The sequence below is a fragment of the Prauserella alba genome (genome assembly GCF_024171735.1).
In the GTDB taxonomy this organism is placed as follows: Bacteria; Actinomycetota; Actinomycetes; order Mycobacteriales; family Pseudonocardiaceae; genus Prauserella; species Prauserella alba.
Genome location: NZ_JAMTCH010000005.1, coordinates 787,087 through 812,591, shown reverse-complemented (window position 1 = coordinate 812,591; position 25,505 = coordinate 787,087). Strand labels below are relative to the sequence as shown.

The following is a 25,505-nucleotide window of genomic DNA, read 5'->3' as shown; positions in this document are numbered from 1 at the left end:
TCAGTAAACGGCCTTCCTATCGGGAGCACTAGACGTACCGACTCTCGCGCCCCTCAGACGAGGACCGTGTCGACGGGCAGGCCGGGGTTGGCGGACAGGTCGAGCGCGCTCGGCTTGTGACCCGCGGCGGCGACGTGGGCGCCGAGGGCGGCGATCATCGCGCCGTTGTCGGTGCACAGCCGGGGCCGCGGGATGCGCAGTTCGATCCCGGCGTCGGCACAGCGTTCCCGCGCCAACGCCGACAGTCGCGAGTTCGCCGCCACTCCGCCGGAGACGACGAGCGTGCCGATTCCGGCCTCGGTCGCCGCCCGCACCGCCTTGGCGGTGAGCACGTCGGCCACGGCCTCCTGGAACGACGCGGCGACGTCGGCGACCGGCACCTGCTCACCGCGCGCCTGTGCGCTTTCGACCCACCGGGCGACGGCGGTCTTCACACCGGAGAACGAGAAGTCGAACGGCGCGTCCCGCGGGCCGGTCATACCGCGGGGGAACGCGATCGCCTCGGGATCGCCGTCACGCGCGGCCTTGTCGATCGGCGGGCCGCCCGGGTACGGCAGGTCGAGCAGCCGCGCGACCTTGTCGTAGGCCTCCCCCGCCGCATCATCCACAGTGGAGCCGAGTTCGGTGATCGCGCCCGCGATGTCGTCGACCCGCAGCAGCTGCGTGTGCCCGCCGGAGACGAGCAGCGCGAGGCACGGTGTCGGCAACGGCCCGTGCTGCAGTGTGTCGACGGCGATGTGGCCCGCGAGGTGGTTGACGCCGTACAGCGGCACGTCGAGCGCAGCGGCATAGGCCTTCGCCGCGGACACGCCCACGAGCAGCGCGCCCGCCAGCCCCGGCCCTGCCGTCACCGCGACGGCGTCCACATCGGACATCGAGAGGCCCGCGGTGTCGAACGCGCGGCGGGTCGTCGGCACCATCGCCTCGAGGTGGGCACGGCTGGCGATCTCCGGTACGACGCCACCGAACCGTGCGTGCTGCTCCACGCTGGAGGCGACCTCGTCGGCCAGCAGCTCCACGGTGCCGTCGTCGTGGGCCGCGACCAGTCCGACACCGGTCTCGTCGCACGAGCTCTCGATGCCCATGATGATCTTCGCCATCAGCGGCCGTCCTCCTGTCGCTCACCGGTGATCGCTTCCCGGCGCATCGTGTAGGCGTCGGCACCCGAGGGCTGGTAGTACCCCTTGCGCAGGCCGAGTCGCCGGAATCCGTGTTTCTCGTACAGTCCGATCGCACTGTCGTTGTCGGTGCGCACCTCGAGCAGCACCGGGGCGGCCAGTTCGTCGGCCTTCGCCAGCACCGCGCGCAACAGCGCCTTGCCGAGGCCGGTTCCCTGGTGTTCGGGCCGCACCCCGATGGTGTGCACGCTCGTCTCGTAGTCGCCGCGCTTGCCCATGACGGCGAGGCCCGCGTAGCCGAGCACGTGCTCGTCGCCGCCCGCGACGGACCCGTCGACAGCGACGAGGTAGTGCCCGCCGAGGTCGAGTTCACTGTGGAACGCGGCTGCCGGCCACGGGCTGTCCCCGGCGAACAGCACCTGCTCGATTTCCGCGCACGCGCGGACGTGCCGCCTGCGCATCGGCTCCAGCCTCGCGGCCACGTCGCCCTGCATCCCGGCACCGCCGGAAACAGCACCGCTGGAAGCGCCGCCGCCGGGCGCGCTGCCGTCGTGGTTCGTGGCGGGACGGTGGCCGGGGATCACGCCGTCACCCGCTTCCGCGCAGCCGGCTCGGCGGCGTGGGGCCTTCGCAGGTACAGCGGCGTCAACGGGCCGGGTTCGCGGCCCGCGAGGACGTTCGACGCGACCGCACGCACGATGCCCACCGGGCTCGGCTGTTCGTGGTCGGCGAGACGGCCCGCCGGTTCGGGCACCTCGGCGCGCGGCCCGACGTGCGGACCGTCGGTGCGCGCCCCTGCGGCGTCGTAGGTGGCCCAGTACACCTCACGGCGGCGGGCGTCGGTGACGACCAGCGCGACCCCGCCGGAATCGGCGGCGATCGCGTCCAGGGTGCACACCGGGTACGCCGGAACGCCGAGGCTGTGCGCCAACGCCGCGCCGGTGACCAGGCCCGCGCGCAGCCCGGTGTACGGCCCGGGGCCGACACCGACGACGACGGCGCCGAGGTCGGCCAGCGTGATCCCTGCCTCGGCGACGGCTTCGAGCACGTGCGGGGTGAGCAGCTCGCCGTGTGCCCGCGGATCGACGGTCACGCGCGCGGCCACCTGCTCGACGACGGGCTCGGCGGCGTCGGCCGCGGCCGCCGTGTCCGTACCGGCCGTGTCGACGCCGGCACTGTCGGTACCCGCAGGGCCGGACAGCCGGACGATCCCGGCAGTGACCGCGGGCGTGGCGGTGTCAAGGGCGAGAATCAGCACCCTTCGAGCGTACGACGTCGCGGCCGGTCACTCGCGCGCGTCTCCGCCTGCGGCTGCGTCGTCCTCGTCGTCCGGGTTCCAGGACAGCAACCGCACCTTCGCGACGGTGCGCAGGTGCCTGCGCATTGCCGACGCCGCGCGCCTTCCGTCACCGAGGCTGATGGCGTCGAAGACGGCGACGTGCTGAGCCAGCGAGCGCGACGGCCTGCCCGGCTGGCGCAGCGATTCGGTGCGGCTCTCGGTGATCTGCTCGGCCATCGAGCTCATGAACTCGGCGAGGATGGGGCTGTGTGCCGCCTCGGTGACGGCCGCGTGGAACCTGCGGTCACCGTCGACGCCGTAGGCGCCCTCCGTGATCTCCGCGCGCATGTGATCGACGGCTGCGGAGATCGCGTCGAGGTCGGCCTTCGTCCTGCGCTGCGCGGCCAGTTCGGCCAGTTTCGTCTCGACGGCCTCGCGCGCGTCGAGCACGTCGGGCAGTCGGTTCCTGCGCTCGACCAGCTGATCGACGGGTTCGGCGTCGAGAGTGTCGCCCACGAGGTACGTGCCCCCGCCGTGCCGCGCCTCGACGAGTCCCTGCACCTGCAGCACGACGATCGCCTGCTTCACCGACGTCCTGCTCACCCCGAGCCGCTGCGCGAGTTCGCGTTCGGCGGGCAGTTTGTCACCGGCGCCGAGCCGCTGCGCCGCGACGTACTCCCGCAGCCTGTCGATCACCTGCTCGTACAGCCGCGGCCGGGCCATCGGCCGCAGGGCGTCGGACACGTTGGGGCCTTTCGATAGCGCTGACCTGCGATGCTCGTCGCCAGGCTAGCAGCAACCGGCCGCAGGGCGGTCCGACGAGCGCAGGCCGCACAGTCCGAGAAGTGGTCTACCCACTCACCCACTTTTTCCTTGACACCGTCGTCCACAGCCCCGCAAAGTGGTCCAGCCACTGGTCCTCTGGTCCGCAGCAGGGGCGACGCAGCTGCGGATGCAAGGGCCCACGGCGACGGCCCGACGCATCCGGTGGACGGCCGACGACAGCGAGCCCAACGACGGGAGATCCGCATGTCCGCCGAACTCGTCTCGATACTCGTACTGGTCGTGGTGTTCGTGATCGCCACGACGCGGTCCATCAACATGGGTGCGCTGGCGTTCGCCGCCGCCTTCGGGGTGGGCACACTCGCCGCGGGCATGGACGCCGACGAGATCTTCGCCGGATTCCCCGGCGACCTGTTCGTCGTGCTCGTCGGGGTGACCTACCTGTTCTCCATCGCGCGGGCCAACGGCACCACGGACTGGTTGGTGCACGCCTCGATCCGGCTGGTCGGCGGCAGGCTCGTGCTGATCCCGTGGGTGATGTTCGCGATCAGCGGGCTGCTCACCGCGATCGGTGCGGTGAGCCCTGCCGCGGTCGCGATCGTCGCCCCGATCGCACTCAACTTCGCCTCGCAGTACCGGATCAGCCCCCTGCTGATGGGCGCGATGGTCGTCCACGGCGCCCAGGCAGGTGGCTTCTCCCCCATCAGCATCTACGGCACGATCGTCAACGGGATCGTCGCGCGGGAAGGCCTGCCCGGCACCGAGCTCGTGCTGTTCCTCTCCAGCATCGCGATGAACCTCGCGATCGCGGTCCTCGTGTTCGTGGTCTGCGGCGGCCTCAGACTCGCCCGCACCGCCGGTCGCATCGACCGGCCCGCGATGGCGACCGCCGCGGCCCCCGGCGGCGGATCCGCGACCGGTGGCAGCTCCGATACCGGCTCCGGCGGCGGCTCCGGCTCCGACCGCTCCGGCTCCACTTCCGACGACTCCGGCGCCGGCGGGTCCGCATCGCTGCGCCTCACCCCGGCCCGGATCGCGACGCTGGCCGGTCTGACGGCCCTGGTGACCGGGGCCCTGGTGTTCGACCTCGACGTCGGCCTGTCGGCGATCACGCTCGCGGTGCTGCTCTCGATCGTGTGGCCGGACACCAGCAGGCAGGCGATCAACCACATCACGTGGCCCACGGTGCTGCTGATCTGCGGCATGCTGACCTACGTCGGCGTACTGCAGGAGATGGGCACGATCGACTACGCGGGCGAGGCCGTGTCGGACGTGGGCATTCCGCTGCTCGCCGCCCTGCTGCTCTGCTACATCGGCGCGATCGTGTCCGCGTTCGCCTCGTCCGTCGGCATCATGGGCGCGTTGATCCCGCTCGCCGTGCCGTTCCTGGCCGAGGGCACGATCGGGCCGATCGGGATGGTGTGCGCGCTGGCCGTCGCGTCGACCGTCGTGGACGTCAGCCCGTTCTCCACCAACGGTGCGCTCGTGCTCGCCAACGCCGACGACGACGTGGACCGGGACAGGTTCTTCCGGCAGTTGATGATCTACGGCGGGCTCGTCGTGGCCGTGGCGCCGGCCGTCGCGTGGCTGATACTCGTCGTGCCGGGGTTCGGATGACCGGCCCCGACCGCCCACCCGGCGTCGTCGAACCTCGGCGACGCCGGGACAGGATTCGAGTGAAAGACCCGATCGAGGAGACCGTGTGAGCGTGCCGCCGTTGTTCCCGTCCCTGTCAGCGCCGCCCGCGAAGACCGCGGCGCGATTCGGCGAGCGGACCCTGACCTACGACCAGCTGGCCGGGTCCGCCGGCGCACTTGCGGCCAGGCTGGCCGGAACGGGCCGGGTCGCGGTGTGGGCGACGCCGCGCCTCGAGACCGCCGTCGCGGTGGTCGGCGCGCTGCTGGCGGGCGTGCCCGCCGTGCCGCTGAACCCGAAGATCGGCGAGCGCGAACTGGCGCACATCGTGTCCGACAGCGAACCCGGCCTGGTGCTCGCCGCGGCCGGCGACGACCTCCCGCAGGGGCTGGCCGACGTGCCGCGCATGGACATCGACGTCCGTGCCACCGCAGCCGACCTGCCCGCCGAGCCGGACACCGAGGCGCCCGCGCTCATCGTCTACACCTCCGGCACGACCGGCGCCCCGAAGGGCGTCGTCCTCCCGCGCCGCGCCATAGCGTCCACTGTGGATGCACTGGGCGACGCGTGGCAGTGGACGTCCGACGACACCGTGGTGCACGGGCTGCCGCTGTTCCACGTGCACGGGCTGATCCTCGGCGTGCTCGGCCCGCTGCGCCGCGGCGGCACGGTGTGGCACCTCGGCACGTTCTCCACCGGTGCGTTGGCCGGCGCGCTGACCAGCGGCGCCACGATGATGTTCGGCGTTCCCACGATGTACCACCGGATCGCCGACGAACTCGACGCCGATCCGGCGCTGGCAGGGGCCCTGCGCGGCGCCCGGCTGCTCGTGTCCGGGTCGGCAGCGCTGCCGGTGCACGACCAGCAGCGCATCCATGCCGCGACGGGCCGGCGAGTCGTCGAGCGGTACGGCATGTCCGAGACGCTGATGAACACCAGCGTGCGCGCCGACGGCGAGCGCAAACCGGGCACGGTCGGGGTGCCGCTGCAGGGAGTGGAGCTCCGGCTGGTCGACGAGTCCGGTACGCCCATCCGGTCGTGGGACGGCGAGACCGTCGGCGAGATCGAGGTGCGCGGGCCGAACCTGTTCACCGAGTACCTCAACCGGCCGGACGCCACGGCGGAGGCCTTCCACGACTCGTGGTTCCGCACCGGGGACATGGCCACCCGTGACGCCGACGGCTACGTGAAGATCGTGGGCCGCAAGGGAACCGACATCATCAAGTCGGGCGGCTACAAGATCGGCGCGGGTGAGATCGAGAACGCGCTCATCGAACATCCCGGTGTCGCCGAGGCGGCCGTGACCGGCGAGCCGGACGACGACCTCGGTGAGCGGATCGTGGCGTGGGTCGTGCCCGCGGGCGCCGCACCGGCCGAGGCGGACCTCGCCGACCACGTGGCCCGGCTGCTGACGCCGCACAAGCGGCCGCGGGTCGTGCGGTTCCTGGACCGGCTTCCGCGTAACGACATGGGCAAGCTGATGAAGCGGTCGCTCCATGGCTGACCTGCCGACCTCGGGCCGGGAGGTGATCGACCTGGTCGCCTCGGGGTTCACCGAGCTGCCCGCCGACACCTCGCCGGAATCCGACGTGGACGGGCCGATCGGCTGGCCCGGCTACGACGCGGCACGCGGCCGTGCCCGGCAGCGGACCGGTGAGCACGAGTCGGTGGTGGTGGGCACCGGCGAGGTCGACGGGACCGAGGCAGTGCTGATCGCGTTCGACTTCGGCTTCCTCGGCGGTTCGATCGGCAGGCGGACGGGCGATCTGATCGAGGCGGCGTTCGCCCGTGCCCGCGGGGCGCGGCTGCCGGTGGTGTCGCTGATCGCCACCGGTGGCAGCCGGATGCAGGAGGGCATGCGCGCGCTGACCCAGTTGCAGCGCATCGCTCGGCAGGCGGCGCTGACGCGCCGCGAGGGCCTGCCGCAGCTCGCCGTGCTGCGGAATCCCACGACCGGCGGCGGATGGGCGACCATCGGCGCCGGTGCCGACGTCACGCTGGCCGTCGGCGGCGCGCAGGTCGGCTTCGCGGGGTCCCGCGTGCGACCGCCGGGTGATCCGGACGCCTACACCGCGGCGGGACAGTACGCCTCGGGCCACGTCGACGCGATCGTCGAGCCGGGTCAACTGCCGCAGCGACTCGGACGATGGCTGCGGCTGCTGACGCGGCCTGCCGCCGAGCCGCAGCCCCCGCCGCGCGCGCTGGGGTCGCACGGAGCTCCGGCGGAGCCGCCCGCAACGGGCTGGGACGCGGTGCGCAGGGCACGAGCGGCTGGCCGACCACCCGCGGAGTCCTATGTGGAGGACTATTTCGACTGGCGGGAAGAGCTCCGCGGCGACCGTTGCGGTGGCGTCGACGACGGCGTGCGCTGCGGTTTCGGGTACCGCAACGGTGAAGCCGTCGCGTACGCGGCCCAGTGCGGCACGGCGACCACGCCCGCCGGATTCCGCACCGCGGCACGGCTGGTGCGGCTCGCCGACCGGCTTCGCGTCCCGATGCTGACACTCGTCGACACGCCGGGCGCGGCCAACGACGCCGATGCCGAACGCGCCGGTGCGGGACCGGCAATCGCCGAGCTGTTCACGGCCGTGGCGTCGGCGACGGTGCCGGTGACGACGTTGGTCATCGGCGAGGGCGGTTCCGGCGGGGCGCTGGCGTTCGCGTCCGCCGACCGCATGTGGATCACCCCCGACGCCTACTTCTCGGTCACGTCCCCGGAAGCCGCCGCACGGATCCTCAAACTCGGCACCGGCGACGTCCCCGCGACCGCCGACCGGCTGCGCCTGCGCCCGCAGGACCTCGTCGACCTCGGCATCGCCCGCGGCATCGTCGACTGAGCGGGTCACTCCTGCCAACGGCGACGGTGCCGACCCGGCTCGCCGAGTCGACAACGCGGCCTCCGGAATCCGCAACACAGGCCCCGGAAACTGCAACACGGGCCCCGGAATCCGCAACACGGCGGTTCAGGGGAGGGCGTCAGCGCGGGTCTTCCACGTTCCGTGGGGTTCGAGGGTGGCGGTGCGGGTGTCGTCGGGGTGGCGTTCGATGCGCACGACGAGACGGTCCTCCGACAGCGGTTCGGCCAGCCCCTCACCCCATTCCACGACCACCGCCGACGATTCGAGCTCCGCGTCGAGGTCGAGATCGTCCAGTTCGGACAGATCGCCGCCGAGCCGGTAGGCGTCGACGTGCACGAGCGCGACCCCGTTCCGGGAAGAGCCGTCGTCGGGCGCGGAATGCACGCGCGCGAGCACGAACGTCGGCGAACTGACGCGCCCGGAAACGCCCATGCCGTCGGCGATTCCGCGGGTCATCGTCGTCTTGCCCGCACCGAGCGGACCGGCCAGCAGCACGAGGTCCCCCGCACGCAGTTGCCGCCCCAACGACCGTCCGAATCGGATCGCATCGTCGGCCGTGGTCAGTTCGATGGTCACCGGCGCCACCACCTCGACTTCCGTTTCGCCTTCCCCTGGCCCGTGACACCGGCGCACCCCTGCACCAGTTCGATCACGTGGCTGTTGACCTCGTCCGGCTGCTCCAGCTGCAGCATGTGGCCGGCACCGGGCAGCCGCAGCAGCGAGGCGTCCGGCAGCTCGGCGGCGATGCGCTCGGTGTGGGCCTGCGGAGTGATGCGATCGGCGTCCCCGCCGACGACCAGCGTGTGCACGTGTCTCAGCCCGGCCAGCGCGGCGTACCGATCGTGGGTACCGAACGTGTCGGCGAACCCGGCGAGCTGTTTCACCGACGACACCGCCAGCATCTCCTGCATGAACGACACGACCTCGGAGGGCACGTCGTGTTTGCCGAACGCGAGGTGCCGCACCGCGGTGCGCGTCAGCTGACCACCGGCGGCGCGCACGAACTCGACGATTCCCGGCTGCCAGCCGGCGAGCTCGCCCACACTGCGCGTGAGCGGATTCTTCCGTGACAGCAACGATCTCGGCAGTCCGTGACTGCCGACCTCCCCGGCGGCGGTGGCCAGCAGCGCGACACCGCGGACCTGGGAGGCGAACAGTTCGGGAGCCTGTTGGGCGAGCTCCATCAGGACCATGCCGCCCATCGAATGCCCCATCAGGACGAGCGGCTCGCGCGGCGCGACGGTGCGGATCACGACGTGCAGGTCGGCGGCAAGCTGTTCGATCGTGCTGGTTTCGGGGTCGGCGAGGCCGGATTCGCCGTGTCCGCGGTGGTCGTAGTAGATCTGGCGGACACCCGGCCGGTCGAGTGCGGTGAGCGCCTGCCGCTGGAAATGCCAGCTGCGCCGCGAGAGCGCGAACCCGTGCACGCCCACGACGGCCAGCGCCGCGTCGCCGCCGGAGGGCGCCACCTCCTCGACGATCAACGGCGTGCCGTCCTCCGCGGCGACGGTCGAGACCCTGCCGTCGCCCGGCGCGCCCAGCACACCCCCGGAATCCTGCCGACCGGCCTCCGCGGTCACGAGTCCGCTCCCGTGTACACGCGATGCACCCGCGGCCGGTACATGCCGGTGACGATCTCGTAGTCGATGGTCCCGATCTCGTCGGCCCATTCGCGCGCGGTCGGACCGCCCTCTGCACCGGTGCCGAACAGCACGACCTCGGCGCCGACCTGCGGTTCGTCGTCACCGCAGTCGACCACGATCTGGTCCATGCACACGCGGCCGACGACGGGACGCCTGCGGCCGCCGAGCCACACGTCCATCCGGCCCGACAGGGTGCGCGGCACGCCGTCGGCGTAGCCGACGGGCACCAGCGCGAGGGTCGTGTCCCGGTCGGCGGTCCAGGTGAGGCCGTACGACACCGACTCGCCCGCCGCGATGCGTTTGGTCAGCACGACGTGCGAGGAGAACGTCATCGCCGGGGTGAGCTGTTCCGGCTGCGGCACGGGGTTGAGGCCGTAGATCGCGATACCGGGGCGGACGAGGTCGAAGTGCAGGTCGGGTCGGGTGAGCGTGGCCGCCGAGTTCGCCAGGTGCCGCATCGGGTTCAGGCCCGCCTCCCGCGCGAGGGCGTACGCGTCGGCGAACCGCGCGGCCTGCCGGTCGATCGACGGGTGGCCCGGTTCGTCGGCCGCGGCGAGGTGCGACCACACGGCGACCACGTCGACGTCCGGTTCGGCGGCGGCGGATTTCACCAGCGCGGGCCACAGTTCCGCGGGGCAGCCGTTGCGCGACAGCCCGGTGTCGATCTTCAGGTGCACGCGCGCCCGCCTGCCCGTGCGCGCCGCGGCGGCGGACACACGCGCGAGCTCGGCCGCAGACGACACCGACACGTCTATCCCCGCCTCCAGCGCCGGCGCGAAATCGGTGTCCACGGCGTCGAGCCAACTCAGCAGCGGCACGTCGATCCCCGCCTCGCGCAGCGCCAGCGCCTCGGCCGTCGAGCACGCCCCCAGCCAGGTCGCACCGCCGCGCAGGGCCGCGCGGGCCGCCTGCTCGGCGCCGTGGCCGTAGCCGTCGGCCTTGACGATCGCCATCGTCCCGGCGCCCGACTCGGCCGCGCGCGCGGAGAGCAGCGCGACGTTGCGGCGGATCGCGCCGAGGTCCACGGTCGCCAGCGCCCGCGCCGGCCGGGGGTGTGCGGTCATGAGTTTCCTGCGCTGCTGTCGTGGGCCGCCGCCGAGTGCCGGCGGGCCGCCGTCGTGGGTGTGCTGCTGGTCAGGGTCACTGCTGTCGGATCACTGCTGTCGGGCCACTCGTTCGGGGCTGTTGTTCGGGGCTGTCGTTCGAGGATGGGGACGGGTGGCTGCGGACCGGGGATGTCGCCGCGGTCACGCGCCGCTTGAGCCATCGTCGCACAGCGCGCGCACCTGCCGGATCGCCTCCGGCACGGCCATGAGCACCTGCGAAGCGGAGGTCGGCACGCCCGCCGCGGCGATCTCCCCCGCGCGGGCGTGGACATCGGCGGCTGCGCCCGCGGCCAGCCACGGGTCGAGCCCGGCGGCGAGCAGCCCTCCGAGGATGCCGGAGAGCACGTCGCCGGAGCCCGCGGTCGCGAGCCAGGCGCCGCGCGGCCGGTTGACGAGCACCCGGCCGTCGGGTGCGGCGACGAGCGTGTGGTGGCCTTTGAGCAGCACGACGGCGTCGAACCGGCGAGCCGCGGCGCGGGCTGCGGCGACGCGGTCGGCGCCGGGGCGGTCGCCGGTCAGCCGGGCGAACTCGCCGTCGTGCGGGGTGAGCACCAGCGGCGTGTCCGGGTCACGGGCGTCGAGGACCTCGGGGCGGGTGGCGACGAGGGTGATCGCGTCGGCATCGGCGCACACGGGCACGCCCTGCCCGAGGACGTGGGCGAGAACGTCGCAGCCGTCGCGGCCGGTGCCGAGACCCGGGCCCGCCGCCCACGCCTGTACCCGGCCGGCGTCGGCCACCGATCCGGTCGCGACGACCTCGGGCCACCAGGAGCGCACCTCGTCGGCAGCCGGTCCGGCGTAGCGCACCATCCCGGACGTCGCACGGACGGCGGCACCGGCGGCGAGGACCGCCGCGCCGGGATAGGTCGCCGAACCCGCGGCGATACCGGCCACGCCCTGGGTGTACTTGTCGTCCTCGGGGCCGGGCACGGGCCAGGCAGCGGCGACGTCGGCGACGTCGAGTTGCCGCAGTTCCGGCGACCGGCCGTGCTCGGCACCCAGGGGCAGTCCGAGGTCGACGAGCGTGACGTCGCCGCACCGCCCGGGATTGAGCAGGTGCACCGGTTTGCGGGCGCCGAACGTGACCGTGGCGGTGGCGTGCACGGCGGGGCCGTCGACGGCGCCCGTGTCGGGGTCGACGCCGCTGGGCAGGTCGACGGCGAGCACGGGTGCGGTGACGCGGTCGAAAACGTCCGCGGCGGCGGGCCGCAACGGGCCACGGGCGGAGATGCCGACAACGCCGTCGACCACCAGTTCGGCCCGTTCGGTCCACTGTGGAACATCCGATTCGGACACCACACGGCCACCGGAACGGCGGAACGCGGCCAGTCCCGCGGCGTGCGCCTTCTCCGGAGCCAGCAGCACCGCACCGACGCCCACGCCCCGGTTGCGCAGGAACGCGCCGGCCCACAGCGCATCACCGCCGTTGTTGCCGGCCCCGACGACGAGCAGCACCCGGCGCCCGGAAACGCCACCGGTGTGCTCGGTGAGCATCGCGGCCGCCCGCCTCGCGACGGCGTGCGCGGCACGTTGCATGAGCGCACCGTCGGGCGTGCGGGCGAGCACCTCGTCCTCGGCCTCCCGCACCCCGGCGGTCGTCCACACGCCGCGCATCGCGGCCTACTCCACCGTCACGGACTTGGCGAGGTTGCGCGGCTTGTCGACGTCGAAGCCCCTGGTCCGCGCGATCTCGGCGGCCAGCACCTGCAACGGCACGGTCGACACCAGCGGCTGCAGCAGTGTCGACACGGCGGGCACCTCGATGAGCTCGTCGGCGAACGGGCGCACCGTCTCGTCGCCCTCCTCGGCGATGACGATGGTCCGGGCACCGCGCGCCTGGATCTCGCTGATGTTGGACACCAGCTTGGCGTGCAGCACCGCGCGGCCCCGCGGCGACGGCATCACCACGACGACCGGAAGGTCCTTCTCGATCAGTGCGATCGGGCCGTGCTTGAGCTCCCCCGCGGCGAAGCCCTCGGCGTGCATGTACGCGAGTTCCTTGAGCTTGAGCGCACCTTCGAGCGCCACCGGGTAGCCGACGTGCCTGCCCAGGAACAACACGGCCTTCGAGTCGGCGAGCCGCGCACCGAGTTCACGCACCTGGTCGACGGTCGTCAGCACCTGCTCGACCGCCTTCGGCATGGCCTCCAGTTCGGCGAACTCGCGGCCCACCTCGTCGGGGTACTTCGTGCCGCGGGCCTGCGCGAGCGCGAGACCGACGAGGTAGTTGGCGGCGATCTGCGCGAGGAACGCCTTCGTCGAGGCGACGCCGATCTCCGGGCCCGCGTGCGTGTACAGCACGGCGTCCGATTCGCGGGGAATCTGCGCGCCGTTGGTGTTGCAGACCGCCAGCACCCTGGCCTTCTGCTCCCGCGCGTGACGGACGGCCTCGAGGGTGTCCATCGTCTCGCCGGACTGGGAGACGGCCACGACGAGCGTGTCGCGGTCCAGCACCGGGTCGCGGTAGCGGAACTCGCTGGCCAGCTCCACCTCGACCGGCAACCGGCACCAGTGCTCGATCGCGTACTTGGCGACCAGCCCCGAGTGGTACGCCGACCCGCAGGCGATGACGAACACCTTGTCGATGTCGCGCAGGTCCTGGTCGGAGATGCGCTGCTCGTCGAGCACGACCCGGCCGCCGGAGAAGTGCCCGCGCAGCGAGTTGGCGAGCGCCTCGGGCTGCTCCTCGATCTCCTTGAGCATGAAGTACTCGTGACCGCCCTTCTCGGCGGCCGACAGGTCCCAGTCGACCGTGAACGGCTTGCCCTGGGCGAGCTCGCCGTGGAAATCACTGACCTCGTAGCCCTCGCGGGTGATCGTCACCAGCTGGTCCTGGCCGAGTTCGACGGCCTCCCGGGTGTGCTCGATGAACGCCGCGACGTCGGAGGCCACGAACGTCTCGCCCTCGCCGACGCCCACCACGAGCGGCGACGACCGGCGCGCCGCGACGATCTGCCCCGGATGGTCGGCGTGCGTCACGACCAGCGTGAACGCACCTTCGAGCCTGCGGCACACCGCGCGCACGCTGGCGGGCAGGTCGCCGGCTGTCTCCGGGTCCTTGTCGTAGGCGCGCGCGATGAGGTGCGCCGCCGTTTCGGTGTCGGTGTCACTCTCGAGCTCCACCCCGTCGGCCTCGAGTTCGACCTGCAGCTGGGCGAAGTTCTCGATGATTCCGTTGTGCACCACGGCGACGCGTTCGGCCGCGTCCCGGTGCGGGTGAGAGTTGCGGTCCACCGGCGGGCCGTGCGTGGCCCAGCGCGTGTGGCCCATCCCGGACGTGCCCGCGAACCGCGACCGGCCGGCCTCGTCCAGCGCGGCCTCCAGGTTCGCGAGCCTGCCCGCCTTCCGCTCGACGGTCAGGCCGCCCGCCCCGTCCAGGACGGCGACCCCCGCCGAGTCGTAGCCGCGGTACTCCATGCGTCGCAGCCCACCGAGCACCACATCAAGTGCGTCCCGGTGCCCGACGTATCCGACGATTCCACACACGCCCTCCAGCGTATCGACACGACGCAGCGACGCCCTCCCGGCCGCGGCCAACGGGCGTGGTGACATCCCGGCGTGGGTCCCCCAAGGGCACTTTGGTTGCATTCAATGCAGCCACGCGCCAGCGTGCCCTTGAGGGGCGGTGGTCGGGCCGGCGGGAGGGAGCAACCACAGTGCCCCTGGGGGCGTCCGCCCCGCCGATCGCGGACCTGTGTCGGCTGTCTCGTCGGCGCAGGTTGTCGAGTAATCTGCCCGGCATGGCCAAGGCGAAGCAGCTGCTCGAGGACCTCACCTTCCCGGGACCGCACCACGTGCTGCGCGGCGACCTGGCGCTGGTCGGGTTGCCGGGGGTGGTCTACACGCCGAAGGAGGGTCTCGGACTGCCGGCCGTCGCGTTCGGTCACGGGTGGCTGCAGCCGACCGGCCAGTACCGCGAGCTGCTGCGGCACCTGGCGAGCTGGGGCATCGTCGCGGCCGCACCGGCGACGCAGGGTGGCCCGCTGCCGTCGCACCGCCTGCTGGGCGACGACCTGCTGTCGACCGTGGACATGATCACCAACGTGCGGCTCGGACCGGGCGCGATCAGCGTCGACCCGGAGAAGGTCGGCGTCGGCGGACATTCCACCGGCGGCGGCTCGGCGGTGCTGACGGCAGCGAAGGAACCGGGGATCCGCGCGGTCGGCACGTTCGCGCCCGCCCAGACGATCCCGTCGGCGTCGGCCGCGGCCCAGCAGGTGCACTGCCCCGGGCTGCACCTGGCCGCCGAGGACGACCTCGTCGCACCCGCCCAGGGCAACGCCGAGGCCATCGCCCGCGCCTGGGCGGGGCCGGTGCAACTGCGGACCATGCCGAAGACGTCACACCTGGCCATCACCGAGGGCATGCACTGGAGCAGGCTGCTCGTGCACAGCAAGCCCAACCGGGCGGCACACCGCACCGTGCGCGCATTGCTGACGGCGTTCTTCCTGACCCACCTGACCGGCACCGACACGTATCGCCCCTTGCTCGACGAAAGCGTGAAGGCCGCCAAGATCGTCGACCTCGGCGACCGGAACACCGAAGACCCCAGCACCGAAGACCGGAGCACCGACTCGCCCGGCGGTTCCGGCAGGAGCGCGCTGGCGAAGGCGAGCTGACTCGGCTGCCGAGCACGTTCCCGGCGGTGGGGCCGGCCGAGGTCAGGGCACGCGCAGCAGGCCGCAGCCGACCGTGCCGTCCTCGTCGACGGCGGTCGTCAGGGCGAGTCCGGGACGGTCGAGCAACAGCGTGACCTGGAACGGGCCGGTCGCGGCGCCGGTGTCGCCGATGATCTCGCCCGGATCGCGCACGTCGGCGTGCGCGAGGGTGCGCGCGACGGCGTCACGTTCGGCACCGGCGAGCGGCCCGGGCGGGCCCGACACGGCGACGGTGCGCACGTCGCTCGCGGCGGCACCGGCACGGTCGAGGGTGCGGCGGATGCAGACCTCGAGCGCCGCCGCCGGGTCGTCGTCGACGGCGACCCGCGTGTCGATGCCCAGCAGTTCGGCCAACGGGACGCGCCCGCCCGGCCGATTCGCGTCGGTCCGGTCCGTGTCAGTCCGATTCGCGTCGGTCCGGTCCGGGTCGACGTGGCCCGCCGGGGCGTGCGCCGCGGGTTCGAGCAGCAGGACGGCACCGCCTTCGCCCAGCGGCCGGCCGTCGGCGTCGTCGGGTTTCCGCTGGTCGGCGAGCCTTTGGCGGGCGGGGCCGTACTCCTCGACGGCGCCGCACAGCACAGCGTCCGCGCGGCCGGTGGCTAGTAGCCGCGCGCCGTAGCGGAGGGTCGACAACCCGGACATGCGCCCGCCCGCGATGGTCGTGTTCGGCCCGGTGAGGCCGTGCCAGATGGCGGTCTGGCCTGCGGCGCTGTTCATCAGTGCGAACGGCATGAGCGCCGGGTTGACGCGGTACGGCTTGGAACGGGTCTGCGATTCGCGCGTGAAGTCGAACTGGGTCTGCGCGCTGCCCGACGTGGTTCCCAGCACCACGCCGATCCCGCTCGGTGGTGCGATGCCCCCGGGGGCACTTTGGTTGCGTTGAATGCAACCAAAGTGCCCTTGGGGGCGTTCCCCGGGGGCGAGGAGGTCGGCCGCGGCGGCGACGGCCAGGCCGCTGCAGCGGTCCATCGACGACGTGCCCTTCGGGCCCAGGGCCTCGGTGACGTCGAAGTCCGCGGCCACGTGGGCTTCGGCGGGCACCGGCTCGCCCACCGCGGTCGGCCGGAGCCTGCGGGCCGGGTCGCCGTAGGCCACGCGATGGGCGGCGGCGCCGATTCCGCACGCCGAGATCGCCGACCACGCCGTGATCACCGCCCCGGTCATGCGGGCCTGCCCAGCACGAGCACCGCGTTGTTGCCGCCGAACGCGAGCGCGTTGTTCGCCACCACGCCCAGCTCGGCGTCCACGGCGGTGTTGGGGACGCAGTCGACGGCGCACTCCGGGTCGGTCTCGGTGTGGTTGATCGTCGGCGGGATGAAGCCGCCGTCGATACCGAGAGCGCACGCCACCGCGCCGAGCGCACTGGCCGCGCCCATCGTGTGACCGAGCATCGACTTCACCGACACGGTGGGCGGGACGTCGCCGTCGGCGCCGAACACGCTGTGGATCGCGCCGCACTCGGTGACGTCGTTCGCCTTGGTGCCGGTGCCGTGCGCGGAGATCAGGTCGACGTCGCCGGGCGAGATGCCTGCGTCGTCGAGGGCCAGCGCCATGCAGCGGGCGACGCTCTCCCCGTGCGGGGCGACCTGGTGGTGGGCGTCGCAGTTGAGGCCGTAGCCGAGCACTTCCGCGTAGATCCGGGCGCCGCGGGCGAGCGCGTCGTCGAGGGGTTCGAGCAGCAGCACGGCGCCGCCTTCGCCGGTGTGGATGCCGTGGCGGTCGACGTCGAACGGCCGGCACCGATCGGGGTCGACCGCGCCGAGGCGGTAGAAGCCGGTGAACGTCATGCGGCACAGGGCGTCGGCGCCGCCGCAGAGGGCGTAGTCGGCCTCGCCGGTGCGGATCGCGTCGACGCCGCCGCCGATGGCGTAGTTGCCCGCCGCGCAGGCGGTGGCGATGGTCGACACCTCGACGTCGGCGAGCCCCAGGTCGCGGGCGACGCCGGTGGCGAGGCGGCTCGCGGGTACCCGGCGCGCGGCGGCAGGGTCGGCCGCGGCGGGACCGTCGTGGACGAACGAGGCGGCGAGGCGTTCACCGTCGTCGGAGCCGCCATCGGTGGTGCCGACGGACACGAGCCCGCGCCGGTCACGCAGGCCGTCCTCGCCGATCCCCGCGTCGTCGAGCGCCATCCTGGCCGAGGCGATCGCGAACTGGGTCGCCCTGCCCGCCTCCGCGACGGGCACCCGACGCAGCCACAGCTCCGGATCGAACCCGACGACCTCACAGCCGGTGGCGTGCGCGAACCCGGTGGTGTCGAACGCTTCGATCGGGCGCGCCCCGCTGCGGCCTTCCCGCAGCCCGCGCGCGTAGGCGTCGGCACCGGTGCCGATGGACGACACGACGCCGACACCCGTCACGACCACGCGTCGCCGCTGCGCCCGCGAACCCGAACCGGTCACGCCTACGCGCCGACGACGTCGCCGAGCACGTCGTACACGCCCCGCAGATGCACCAGACGGTCGAGCTCGTCCTCGTCGATCTCGACGTCGAACTCGATCTCCAAGTGCGACAGCAACTCGATCAGCTTCATCGAGTCCGCACCCAGATCATCGACGAACCGGTCCTCGAGTCCCACCGCATCCGGCTCGGTCTCCAGCACCCGGCACACCAACGCCTTGATCTCCCCCGCCCGCTCGCGGACCACGGGATTCGTCACGGCCGGCGCGCCGGCACTCTCGTCGACATTCATCTCGGGGACGCTCATTTCAGATAGGTCTCGTTGGAGAAGTCCTCGTCATCCTCGTCGTAAGCCGGCGCTGCCCTGCGCACGGGTTGCGGTGCGGGCGGCGGTGCCTGCGGAGGTGCTCCCTGCGCAGGTGCCGTGTGCTGAGTGGGCCGCTCCGCGGTGTACGTCGGCCGCTCCGCGGTGTACGTCGACGGCTCCGCGGTGGCGACCGACTCGTCCTCGACACCGAACTGCAGCACGTGCTCCTCGTCCTCTCGCGAACGTCCGGTGTCGAAACCACTGTTCGCCCGCTGGCGTTTCGCCAGCTCGATGAGGTGTTTCGCCGAACGCTCCGCGACCTCGCCGCGCCGCGCGAGGTTCTCCGACGCGCGCTGCTTCGCCTCGGCGGCCTTGCGTTCGCGCAGCGCCCGCCGGTCGGCCAGTTCCCGGTTGATCTGGTCGAACCGGGCGAGTGCAGCCGCCGCCCTGCCCTCAGCCATGTGTCTCTCCCGCTGTCATGTCCTCGCCTGCCGCCGCGTCACTCGTCGTCGCGCGCTCACTTGTCGTAGCGGACGGCGGGCGGGTCGTCGCCGATCGTGCCGGTGATCGCCTGCGGGGACTCGGAGCCGTCGAACAGGCCGCCGTCGATGCGGTAGTTCGACGTCCGTTCCTGGCCGCCGCCCTGGCCACCGGCACCGGCACCGCCCATCGGCGCACCCATCATGCCGCCCATGCCACCGCGGCCACCGCCTGCGCCGCCGCCGGCGTCACCGCCGGCCGGGGCCGCAGCCGCCGCGGGCGCCCTGCTCGCGGGAGGCGCACCGGTCGTGCCGCTCGTCCGGGAACCCTCGTCGAGCGGCTGCGGCGGCTCGCCGTCGGCCGAGAACCCGCCGCCGCCTCCGCCACCGACCGAACCGGCGCCGGCGCCGATGGAGCCGGCGCCCGCACCGATCGAACCCGCGCCGACGGCGGCTTCGCCGAGGTCACCGGAGATCGACGACGACGGCGTGAACTCGTCGGAGAGCGATCCGATTCCGCCGTCGGAGCCGTCGGAGTCGTCGGAGCCGTCACCGAACCCGTCGAGCGTGTACGTCGTCGGTTCACCGTCGCCGTCGTCGACGGTGACCAGCGTCGGGCCGCCGGGGCCTTCGGGCCGCTCGGCGACGATCTTCATGTCGCCGTCCTCGATGCGGATCTTGCCGTCCGGGTCGGGCCGGTACACCTTGTCCCCGGCTGCTCCGTCTCCCGCGCCGCCGGTGCCCGTCGGCCCGAAGCCGCCGGGGCCACCGGCGCCTGCGTTGCCGTCGCCACCGGCCGCATCGTCGCCGGCGCCGAAGTCGAGCCGGTGCTCCTTCAGCGGGCCCTCGCCGTCGTCGACGGAGATCTCCATCTGGCCGTCGACATCGGGTTCGGTGATCTCGAGCTTGTTGTCGCCCTGTTCGACCGTGAGCTTGTCGCGGTCGCCGCCCGGCGTGGCGAGCAGGCTGTCGGGTTCGCCGTCGGGGCCGACAGCCTGCGGAGCCGTTCCGTCACTGCCGCCACCGTCAGTGCCGAGGCCGCCCGTGCCGGGGCCCGGCGTCTCGAACTCCGGCATCTCCGGTGCCTCGGGTGTCGGGACCTCCGGCGTCGGCGTGGCAGGAGTACCGGCTCCGGCGCCACCGCCCGCAGCGCCGCCACCGGGGCTGCCGCTGCCCGGGGTGCCCACGCCCGGCCCGGGGGTGGGCACGTTCGGCGTTCCTGCACCGGCTCCGGGCGAGCCCGCGCCCGCTCCCGGCGTGCCGGCACCTGTTCCGGGGGTCCCCACTCCGGCGTCGACACCCGGCTGCTGTCCGCCCGGTTGCGCGGGGAAGCCGTTCTCGTACCCGCCGAGGTACTCGTTCAGCGTGCCGTAGGCCTGGTCGACGGCTTCCTTCGTCGACTCGCACAGCGATGTGAACGACGCGTACAGGTTCTCGTACAGGTCGACGTTCCACGATTCGCGGATCCACGTCTTGCACTCGGTGACGACGAGTTCCTTGTTCTCGTCGTTGAGGCCGCAGTCGTCGGCGCGGATGGTGGATTCCAGGTTGGAGCCGCACACCGAGTCGACCCACGCGGCCACTTCGAGCACCTGGTCCTGGTTGTCGAACTCGCCGCGCGCGAGGGTCATCACCTTCCGCGCGGTTTCCGGTGTGGCCTGGCCGACCGTCGGGGTGTAGAGCTGTATGACCTGCTCGGCCTTGTGCTTGACGGTGTCGAACACCGTGCGGACGGCGGTCTCGATCACCTCGGAGGCTCCGGACAGGTGCTCGATCAGCTCGGTCGAGTTCGGCTCGATGTCCTCGCTGTACTGCCGGTAGGACGCGTTCGCCGCGTCGCCGGTCCAGTCGCGATACAGCGAGTTGAGGTCCTGCCGGGTGCTCTTCTGCAGCTCCTGCAACGTGCCGTGTGCCTTGCGCAGCTGCTCGGCGTCGTCGAGGAACTTCTGGAAGTCGATGCCGCCCTGCTCCCAGTACGGTTCGCGGATGTTCGACTCGTAGTCGAGCGGGCCGTCGACGTGCTGCGAATCGGCGGGGACCTCGGCGTCGATCGGCAGGAACTTGTGGAACGTGTCGAGCGCATCCTTGGCCAGTTCGAGCAGCTCGTCCGAGGTGGTGATGCTCGTCGTCGACGAGGAGGCCGGGCCGGGCGGCTGCGCCTGGTCGAGTTCGCCGCTGTTGTCCTCGAGCTTCGATTCGATCTGGCGGCCGCGGTAGCTGCCCTCCTCGGACTCCTCGCGCGCCCGTTCGTAGGGGTCCTTGTCACTGTCGTAGCCGTCGTAGTTGCCCCAGGCGCCATAGGGGTCGCCCCTGTGAGGCCCGCCGGTGGGGGCCCCGGGGTACGGGTGCGGCGTGACGTTGTACTTCTCGTAGTACGCCTCGGCGGCCTCGTTCCCGTCACCGTTCATGGCGTAGCTGCCGAGCACCGCCTGCTTGGTGTCGGCGGAGACGTAGGGATCGTCGAGGATCTCCTTCGTCTCTTCCCAGGTGTGCTCGCTCACAGTCCACTCCCCGCCTGGCTGGCCGCCTGTGCCTGCGTTTCCTCGGCCGCGCCGTACTGCTGCCCGGCGGCACCGATCGTGCTGGCGAACGACGTCAGCGAACTGCACATGGCCTGCGCCGCCTCGCCGATCGTCTGGATGCCCGCGGTGTAGTCACCGCCGAAATCCGTGTGCGCCTTGCCGAAGCCGCCCTCGCCGACGTTCGACGTGCCGACGTCGGCGACGTCCGACTGCGCACTCGACGCGGCATCGCTGATGCGCGTGGCCTGGTTCGACATCGAACCCTGGTCGGCCGTGTACCCCTGCGGCGCGTTGACCCCGCTCACGTCGACACCCCCTGGAATCGTCTGTGGTCGTCTGCCGCCTAGGACGCGAGGAGTACCGGATCGGTGCCGTCGCATCTGCACACGAAATGTACCGGGTTGGGAAGATCGGAGGAACGCGAAACGGGCGCCGCCACCCGACGGGGACGACGACGTGAGCGAGGTGACGCAAGCCGGGGCGGTGGCTGCCGCAAAGGTGGTGCGCTGCGACTTCGGGGCTGCAGCGGTGAGGCCTGCGGCGCCGGGACGAGGTGCGGCGTGCAGGGGTCTGCGGCTCCTGGGCTGCGCCGGTGCGGGCTGCGGCGTCCAGGGGCGGCGCCGGGACGGACTGCGGTTTGATGGCCGCGGCTGGGACGGCCATGACGGAGAAACGACGGCGGCGGCCGACCGGACCGTGGTGAGCCGGACGACCGCCGTCGTACGTGCTGTCGTTGTCAGCGCGTGCCGTCAGCCGGATACACGCGGCAACCGAGTTCCTCGCCTGCGCGAGTGATTAGACGAACCAGTCGCGGTTGGCGAAGTCCTCGTCGTCGTCCTCGTCGCTCCGGGGACGGGCGGGACGCCGGACCGGCTGGGTGGACTGCTGCGGAGGTTCCGCGACCGGCGGCTGCGGTGCCGGGGCGGCGGGCGGTGCCGGGGCCGGATCGGCCGGCGCCTGCTCCGGCTCGTCGCCGGCAGGACCGAAGTCCATCGTCCGGCCGCCACCGTCGTCACGCCGCTGCAACCACTCGTTCTTCGAGTTCGGATCCTCGCTGGCTTCCTTGTTTGCGGCGATCTGCTCGTCGAGCTCCTTGTTCAGCTGCACGGCAGCCTGTCGACGCGCTTCCGCAGCCTCTTCACGCTCGCGTTCGGCTTGCTCCGCCCATTCGTTGATCTCTGCGGTGGCTGCGCGTAACCGTGACCGATTTTCGGCGAGTTTCTCCGCCAGTTCCGGATCTAGGCTCTCGACCATCACTGGTTCCCCTCTACCTCAAGGAGCAACTGAACGGCACGCCGGTCTGCGCCACCGAATAGCCTTCGCGACATCGATGGCCCGCTCACCGGCCGAAGGACACAGCGGTTCCGGCGCCCTCGCCGATCGTGCCGCTGATGTGGTTCCCGGCCACGGCCTCGCCGAACAGGTCGCTGACGGCGTTGAGGATGAACTGGCTCTGCCGTTCCTCGTCGCCGCCACCGCCGCCACCTCCGGCGCCGCCCATGCCTCCGCCCATCATGCCGCCGCCCATGCCGGCACCACCGGAGCCGCCGCCGCGGTCACCGGAACCGCCGGGACCCCCGTTGTCGCCGTCACCGGTGTCGGCCGCGGCATCGCCACCCGGGCTGTCACCCATGCCTGCGTCGCCGAGGCTGCTGCCGTCCGCCTCGCCAGCACCGCCGCCGAGCGCGCCGTCGCCCAGGGATGAGCCGAGACTCGACGCCGGCGTGGTGGAGTCGTCAGAACCGCTCTCCCCGCCGGGGTCACCGTTCGCGTTCGGCTGTTCGACGTCCGGCTGGCCGGACGCTCCTGCAGGGCCGGCCTGCGCCGCGGCACCGCCATCGGATTCGGGAGAGCCACCGCCCGTTGAGCCCATGCCGTCGGGTGTCGAAGCGGGCTCACCCGTAGCAGCAGCGGAAGCCGGATCCGCCTGCATGGCCTCGCCGGCCGGGGTGGCAGCCGCGCCTTCACCGTCGGTGGCAAGATCTCCCGCCAACCGCGCCGTACCACCGGAACCGCCGTCGACCCCGACTTCCGCCGCACCTTCGTCGTCGGCGGCCGCCTGGCCCATGTCGGCAGCGTTAGCCCCCGCATCGCGGTCTGCGAACTCGGCTCCCCCTCCGCCGGCACGCATGCCGCCGCCACCGGCACCGCCTGCTCCGGAGTCGGCCGCGTCCTCCTCACCGAGGGTGTAGGTGGTCGGCTCGCCCGTGCCGTCGTCGACGGTCACCTTGGTAGGCCCGTCCGGACCGTCGGGCCGCTCCGCGACGATCTCGGTGTCGCCGTCCTGGATGCGGATCTTGCCGTCCTCATCCGGTGTGTAGACCTTCTCGCCCTGGGCGCCGTCGGCCCCGTCACCGGAGCCCTGCGGACCGAAATCCTGGCGACCCGGTTCACCAGAGTCCTGTCCCTGACTCTGGCCACCGCCCGATGCCGCACCGCCGTCGGTCTGTCCACCCGGCTGGGCCCCGCCGGAGGCGTCGTCCCCGGTTCCGAAGTCGAGCTTGTAGTCCTTCAGTGGGCCCTTGCCGTCGTCGACGGAGATCTCCATCTCGCCCTTGGCATCGGGCTCGGCGAACTCGAACTTCTTCTCACCCTGCTCGACGGTCAGGGTGTCACGCTCGGTGGCGTCCTTGACGGCCTCGCCGGTCGCCGGGTCGATCGGGTAGGGCTCGCCGGTCTCCGGATCGGTTTCGAGTTTGCCGCCCGTGACGGGGTTCTTGCCCTCACCTGCTTCGCCTGGTTTCGGCTGACCGTTCCCTCCTTGGCCGGCTTCCCCGGGCGCGTGCTCGGCCGCCGCGGCCGGATCGACGGACGCCGACGGAGGCGACGTCGGCGGGCCTCCCGGTTGCTGCGGGCCGCCTCCGGCCACGGGTGATGATCCCCCGCCCTGAACAGGATTGGTGGTCTGCGCCGCCGTCTGCTGCCCACCGGGAACAGCCGGCTTGTCCCCACCATTGCCTGCCTGATCGCCGAATGTCTGCCCCAGGTTCTTGTTGAGGGCATTGATCATGTCCGAGTAGTTCGTCTGAATACCCTGGACGTACTGTTGCCCAAGACCGTGGAACTGCTCAGCCTTCTGCTCGTAGGCCGCGACGAAGGCCTTCAGCTGGGCTTCGGCATCCTTCAAGGCTTGCCGACCCCGCGCAAGCTCCTGATCGACGTTGTCACCGTGAATAAATTCCGCAAACTTGTAATCTTGAAAGTCGAACAGCGAAGACGGGCCATGCGGAACCCCAGGACTAACCCCAAAGGACTGAAATTCCATCACCGTATCCGCGAAGCTTTCTAGGCCATTGGTATTTTGCATTTCCTTGAGGCGTCGAATACCCGCAGGAAACTCCTGAGTGACCTTGATAAGCGTATCGACATCAGACGGAACCAGCCCCGAGACCCTGCCGTTCCCGTACATGTCCAGCACAACCTCGACGTACTGGGCGACGCACTCCCTGACCGCATCAATACCCGCCATCACACCGTCGCCCGCGGAATTGAGGGCCTGCGAGAGATCACCAGCATTCTTGTTGATCGAACTGTTTCGCTGGGCAGCAGCATCTTTGGCGTCGCCGACCCACTCGGCGGTGCCGTCCTTCCAGGCCCCTTGCAGCGACTCCTTTATCTCGCCAACCTTCTCATGAGTACCCGACAGCGCATTGGCGTCCTGCCAGAAGCAGCTGAACTCGATGCCTCGAAACTCATCCAGACCTTTCCGGATATCGTCCGGGGTGTTCCCATCGGCCGAATACTTGGCGGACGATCCCGTCTTCCCTTGACTGGAATTCGGGTTGTTGACCTCGGCGCGGGGCATCTCGCGCTTCCCCTGCTCTCCCGATTCCGCATTGTACCCGAGGGATTTCACCTCAGTGTACTTCGGATGGAATTCACTGAAGAGCTTGATGATCAGCTTCGCCTTGTCGACGATCTGGTCCGACGAGCCGTATGACTTCAGGTCCTGCAGACCGTCCTTCGCATCCGAAATTTTACCCTGATGCGATTCACGTTTTGCCCTGCGGAAAGCCGTAGCCCCGTTGGAAAGATTCTCAAACGGGGCCTCGCCGCCCTCCTTGATGTCTTCCGCGTCGTACCCGTACTTGCTTGAGTACTTGTCGATCTCCTGATCACTGACCATGCCCGCATTGGACAGAGCCATCAGCATCTGCCCACGATTCTCCGACGAGATATTCGGGTCGTCGAGCAGAGCCTTCATCTCTTTCAGCTCTGCATCGGTGAACCTGTGCCGGGCGGCTTCTTGGATCGCCTCAGGACTGAAGATGCTCATTTGGACCCCACCCCCTTGGAGGCGATGGTCTCCGCGTTGACGGCTTCGCCGTCCTCGTACGCGTTCGCGGCCTGCTTCATCTTGTCGCCCAGGTCAGACGTCTGTTCGCCGTACTTGGTCACGGCGTCGCGGTACTTTCCTATCGCCTCCGCATAGGACTTGGCCGTGTCTGACCAAGCCTTGCCGACCTGCGCCTCACCGACGTCAGTCTCCAGCTTTCCGCCGACCGTCTTCAGCTGTTCGCCATCCTGGGTGTAAGCCTCACCGGCCGCGCGCAGCTTCCCTGGGTCGGCTTGTTGTCCACCGGCCATCGGTTCCTCCCCCTGTTGCATGGTCGTGCAGGTCGAGCGTGCTCCTCACGGTTCAGACGCAACACGATGACGTCCGGTGCCGTTACGGATGCACAGCGAAACATACCGAATCGGCCGGGTCCACGACACGAGA

22 protein-coding genes are annotated in these 25,505 nt (G+C 71.4%); 4 read left to right on the top strand and 18 right to left on the bottom strand.

The window, feature by feature from the left end; all coding sequences use genetic code 11:
* Window positions 1–53 precede the first annotated feature (53 nt).
* From tsaD to LY12_RS19440, 4 genes are all read right to left on the bottom strand, one after another.
* Window positions 54–1,100 (bottom strand): tRNA (adenosine(37)-N6)-threonylcarbamoyltransferase complex transferase subunit TsaD, encoded by a 1,047-nt coding sequence (tsaD, locus tag LY12_RS19455; RefSeq protein WP_253858755.1) that lies wholly within the window; start codon window positions 1,098–1,100, stop codon window positions 54–56.
* Window positions 1,100–1,612, bottom strand: coding sequence for a ribosomal protein S18-alanine N-acetyltransferase (rimI, locus tag LY12_RS19450; RefSeq protein WP_253858923.1), 513 nt, complete (start codon window positions 1,610–1,612; stop codon window positions 1,100–1,102). Before rimI ends, tsaD begins: the two co-directional genes overlap by 1 nt.
* A gap of 86 nt (window positions 1,613–1,698) precedes the next feature.
* Complete coding sequence (gene tsaB / locus LY12_RS19445; protein ID WP_253858754.1) at window positions 1,699–2,376, bottom strand: tRNA (adenosine(37)-N6)-threonylcarbamoyltransferase complex dimerization subunit type 1 TsaB; 678 nt, start codon at window positions 2,374–2,376, stop codon at window positions 1,699–1,701.
* A gap of 27 nt (window positions 2,377–2,403) precedes the next feature.
* Complete coding sequence (locus LY12_RS19440; protein WP_253858753.1) at window positions 2,404–3,141, bottom strand: FadR/GntR family transcriptional regulator; 738 nt, start codon at window positions 3,139–3,141, stop codon at window positions 2,404–2,406.
* Between the two features lie 285 nt (window positions 3,142–3,426).
* Here LY12_RS19440 and LY12_RS19435 point away from each other — a divergent pair, with 285 nt between their 5' ends.
* From LY12_RS19435 to LY12_RS19425, 3 genes are all read left to right on the top strand, one after another.
* Window positions 3,427–4,797: an SLC13 family permease gene (locus tag LY12_RS19435; RefSeq protein WP_253858752.1), complete on the top strand. Its 1,371-nt coding sequence runs from the start codon at window positions 3,427–3,429 to the stop codon at window positions 4,795–4,797.
* A 91-nt stretch (window positions 4,798–4,888) separates the two neighbouring features.
* The gene (locus tag LY12_RS19430; RefSeq protein WP_253858922.1) at window positions 4,889–6,319 is read left to right on the top strand and encodes an acyl-CoA synthetase; all 1,431 of its coding nucleotides are present in this window, start codon (window positions 4,889–4,891) and stop codon (window positions 6,317–6,319) included.
* Window positions 6,312–7,652: a carboxyl transferase domain-containing protein gene (locus LY12_RS19425; protein WP_253858751.1), complete on the top strand. Its 1,341-nt coding sequence runs from the start codon at window positions 6,312–6,314 to the stop codon at window positions 7,650–7,652. Before LY12_RS19430 ends, LY12_RS19425 begins: the two co-directional genes overlap by 8 nt.
* Window positions 7,653–7,778: 126 nt before the next feature.
* Here LY12_RS19425 and tsaE read toward each other — a convergent pair whose 3' ends face one another.
* From tsaE to glmS, 5 genes are all read right to left on the bottom strand, one after another.
* A complete protein-coding gene (tsaE, locus tag LY12_RS19420) occupies window positions 7,779–8,258 on the bottom strand; it encodes a tRNA (adenosine(37)-N6)-threonylcarbamoyltransferase complex ATPase subunit type 1 TsaE (RefSeq protein WP_253858921.1) in 480 nt (159 codons plus the stop codon).
* Window positions 8,246–9,253, bottom strand: a complete 1,008-nt coding sequence (locus LY12_RS19415) for an alpha/beta fold hydrolase (RefSeq protein WP_308292146.1) — start codon at window positions 9,251–9,253, stop codon at window positions 8,246–8,248. Before LY12_RS19415 ends, tsaE begins: the two co-directional genes overlap by 13 nt.
* A complete protein-coding gene (alr, locus tag LY12_RS19410) occupies window positions 9,250–10,380 on the bottom strand; it encodes an alanine racemase (RefSeq protein ID WP_253858749.1) in 1,131 nt (376 codons plus the stop codon). Before alr ends, LY12_RS19415 begins: the two co-directional genes overlap by 4 nt.
* Window positions 10,381–10,563: 183 nt before the next feature.
* The gene (locus LY12_RS19405; RefSeq protein WP_253858748.1) at window positions 10,564–12,036 is read right to left on the bottom strand and encodes an NAD(P)H-hydrate dehydratase; all 1,473 of its coding nucleotides are present in this window, start codon (window positions 12,034–12,036) and stop codon (window positions 10,564–10,566) included.
* A gap of 6 nt (window positions 12,037–12,042) precedes the next feature.
* Window positions 12,043–13,908, bottom strand: a complete 1,866-nt coding sequence (glmS, locus tag LY12_RS19400) for a glutamine--fructose-6-phosphate transaminase (isomerizing) (RefSeq protein ID WP_253858747.1) — start codon at window positions 13,906–13,908, stop codon at window positions 12,043–12,045.
* Between the two features lie 254 nt (window positions 13,909–14,162).
* Here glmS and LY12_RS19395 point away from each other — a divergent pair, with 254 nt between their 5' ends.
* Window positions 14,163–15,041, top strand: coding sequence for a dienelactone hydrolase family protein (locus LY12_RS19395; RefSeq protein WP_253858746.1), 879 nt, complete (start codon window positions 14,163–14,165; stop codon window positions 15,039–15,041).
* Between the two features lie 42 nt (window positions 15,042–15,083).
* Here LY12_RS19395 and LY12_RS19390 read toward each other — a convergent pair whose 3' ends face one another.
* From LY12_RS19390 to LY12_RS19350, 9 genes are all read right to left on the bottom strand, one after another.
* Window positions 15,084–16,244 carry a beta-ketoacyl synthase N-terminal-like domain-containing protein gene (locus tag LY12_RS19390; RefSeq protein ID WP_253858745.1) on the bottom strand — a complete coding sequence of 387 codons (1,161 nt, stop codon included), beginning with the start codon at window positions 16,242–16,244 and terminating at the stop codon, window positions 15,084–15,086.
* Entirely contained in the window at window positions 16,241–17,479 is a 1,239-nt protein-coding gene (locus LY12_RS19385; RefSeq protein ID WP_253858744.1) for a beta-ketoacyl-[acyl-carrier-protein] synthase family protein, read from the bottom strand. The genes LY12_RS19390 and LY12_RS19385 overlap by 4 nt, the downstream gene beginning before the upstream one ends.
* A gap of 2 nt (window positions 17,480–17,481) precedes the next feature.
* Window positions 17,482–17,769, bottom strand: coding sequence for an acyl carrier protein (locus LY12_RS19380; protein WP_253858743.1), 288 nt, complete (start codon window positions 17,767–17,769; stop codon window positions 17,482–17,484).
* A gap of 11 nt (window positions 17,770–17,780) precedes the next feature.
* Window positions 17,781–18,245 carry a hypothetical protein gene (locus tag LY12_RS19375; protein ID WP_253858742.1) on the bottom strand — a complete coding sequence of 155 codons (465 nt, stop codon included), beginning with the start codon at window positions 18,243–18,245 and terminating at the stop codon, window positions 17,781–17,783.
* Between the two features lie 56 nt (window positions 18,246–18,301).
* The gene (locus LY12_RS19370; protein WP_253858741.1) at window positions 18,302–20,764 is read right to left on the bottom strand and encodes a WXG100 family type VII secretion target; all 2,463 of its coding nucleotides are present in this window, start codon (window positions 20,762–20,764) and stop codon (window positions 18,302–18,304) included.
* The gene (locus tag LY12_RS19365) at window positions 20,761–21,090 is read right to left on the bottom strand and encodes a hypothetical protein (protein WP_253858740.1); all 330 of its coding nucleotides are present in this window, start codon (window positions 21,088–21,090) and stop codon (window positions 20,761–20,763) included. The genes LY12_RS19370 and LY12_RS19365 overlap by 4 nt, the downstream gene beginning before the upstream one ends.
* Before the next feature lie 490 nt (window positions 21,091–21,580).
* Window positions 21,581–22,039, bottom strand: coding sequence for a hypothetical protein (locus LY12_RS19360; RefSeq protein WP_253858739.1), 459 nt, complete (start codon window positions 22,037–22,039; stop codon window positions 21,581–21,583).
* An 85-nt stretch (window positions 22,040–22,124) separates the two neighbouring features.
* On the bottom strand, window positions 22,125–25,061 hold the full coding sequence (locus LY12_RS19355; protein ID WP_253858738.1) for a hypothetical protein: 2,937 nt from the start codon (window positions 25,059–25,061) through the stop codon (window positions 22,125–22,127).
* Window positions 25,058–25,372 (bottom strand): WXG100 family type VII secretion target, encoded by a 315-nt coding sequence (locus LY12_RS19350; RefSeq protein ID WP_253858737.1) that lies wholly within the window; start codon window positions 25,370–25,372, stop codon window positions 25,058–25,060. Before LY12_RS19350 ends, LY12_RS19355 begins: the two co-directional genes overlap by 4 nt.
* Window positions 25,373–25,505: the final 133 nt, after the last annotated feature.

Coding starts and splice junctions, on each gene's coding strand:
- tsaD (WP_253858755.1), bottom strand. CDS start 1,100: ATGGCGAAGATCATCATGGGCATCGAGAGCTCGTGCGACGAGACCGGT.
- rimI (WP_253858923.1), bottom strand. CDS start 1,612: ATGCAGGGCGACGTGGCCGCGAGGCTGGAGCCGATGCGCAGGCGGCAC.
- LY12_RS19435 (WP_253858752.1), top strand. CDS start 3,427: ATGTCCGCCGAACTCGTCTCGATACTCGTACTGGTCGTGGTGTTCGTG.
- LY12_RS19425 (WP_253858751.1), top strand. CDS start 6,312: ATGGCTGACCTGCCGACCTCGGGCCGGGAGGTGATCGACCTGGTCGCC.
- alr (WP_253858749.1), bottom strand. CDS start 10,380: ATGACCGCACACCCCCGGCCGGCGCGGGCGCTGGCGACCGTGGACCTC.
- LY12_RS19405 (WP_253858748.1), bottom strand. CDS start 12,036: ATGCGCGGCGTGTGGACGACCGCCGGGGTGCGGGAGGCCGAGGACGAG.
- LY12_RS19395 (WP_253858746.1), top strand. CDS start 14,163: ATGGCCAAGGCGAAGCAGCTGCTCGAGGACCTCACCTTCCCGGGACCG.
- LY12_RS19390 (WP_253858745.1), bottom strand. CDS start 16,244: ATGACCGGGGCGGTGATCACGGCGTGGTCGGCGATCTCGGCGTGCGGA.
- LY12_RS19380 (WP_253858743.1), bottom strand. CDS start 17,769: ATGAATGTCGACGAGAGTGCCGGCGCGCCGGCCGTGACGAATCCCGTG.
- LY12_RS19375 (WP_253858742.1), bottom strand. CDS start 18,245: ATGGCTGAGGGCAGGGCGGCGGCTGCACTCGCCCGGTTCGACCAGATC.
- LY12_RS19360 (WP_253858739.1), bottom strand. CDS start 22,039: ATGGTCGAGAGCCTAGATCCGGAACTGGCGGAGAAACTCGCCGAAAAT.
- LY12_RS19355 (WP_253858738.1), bottom strand. CDS start 25,061: ATGAGCATCTTCAGTCCTGAGGCGATCCAAGAAGCCGCCCGGCACAGG.
- LY12_RS19350 (WP_253858737.1), bottom strand. CDS start 25,372: ATGGCCGGTGGACAACAAGCCGACCCAGGGAAGCTGCGCGCGGCCGGT.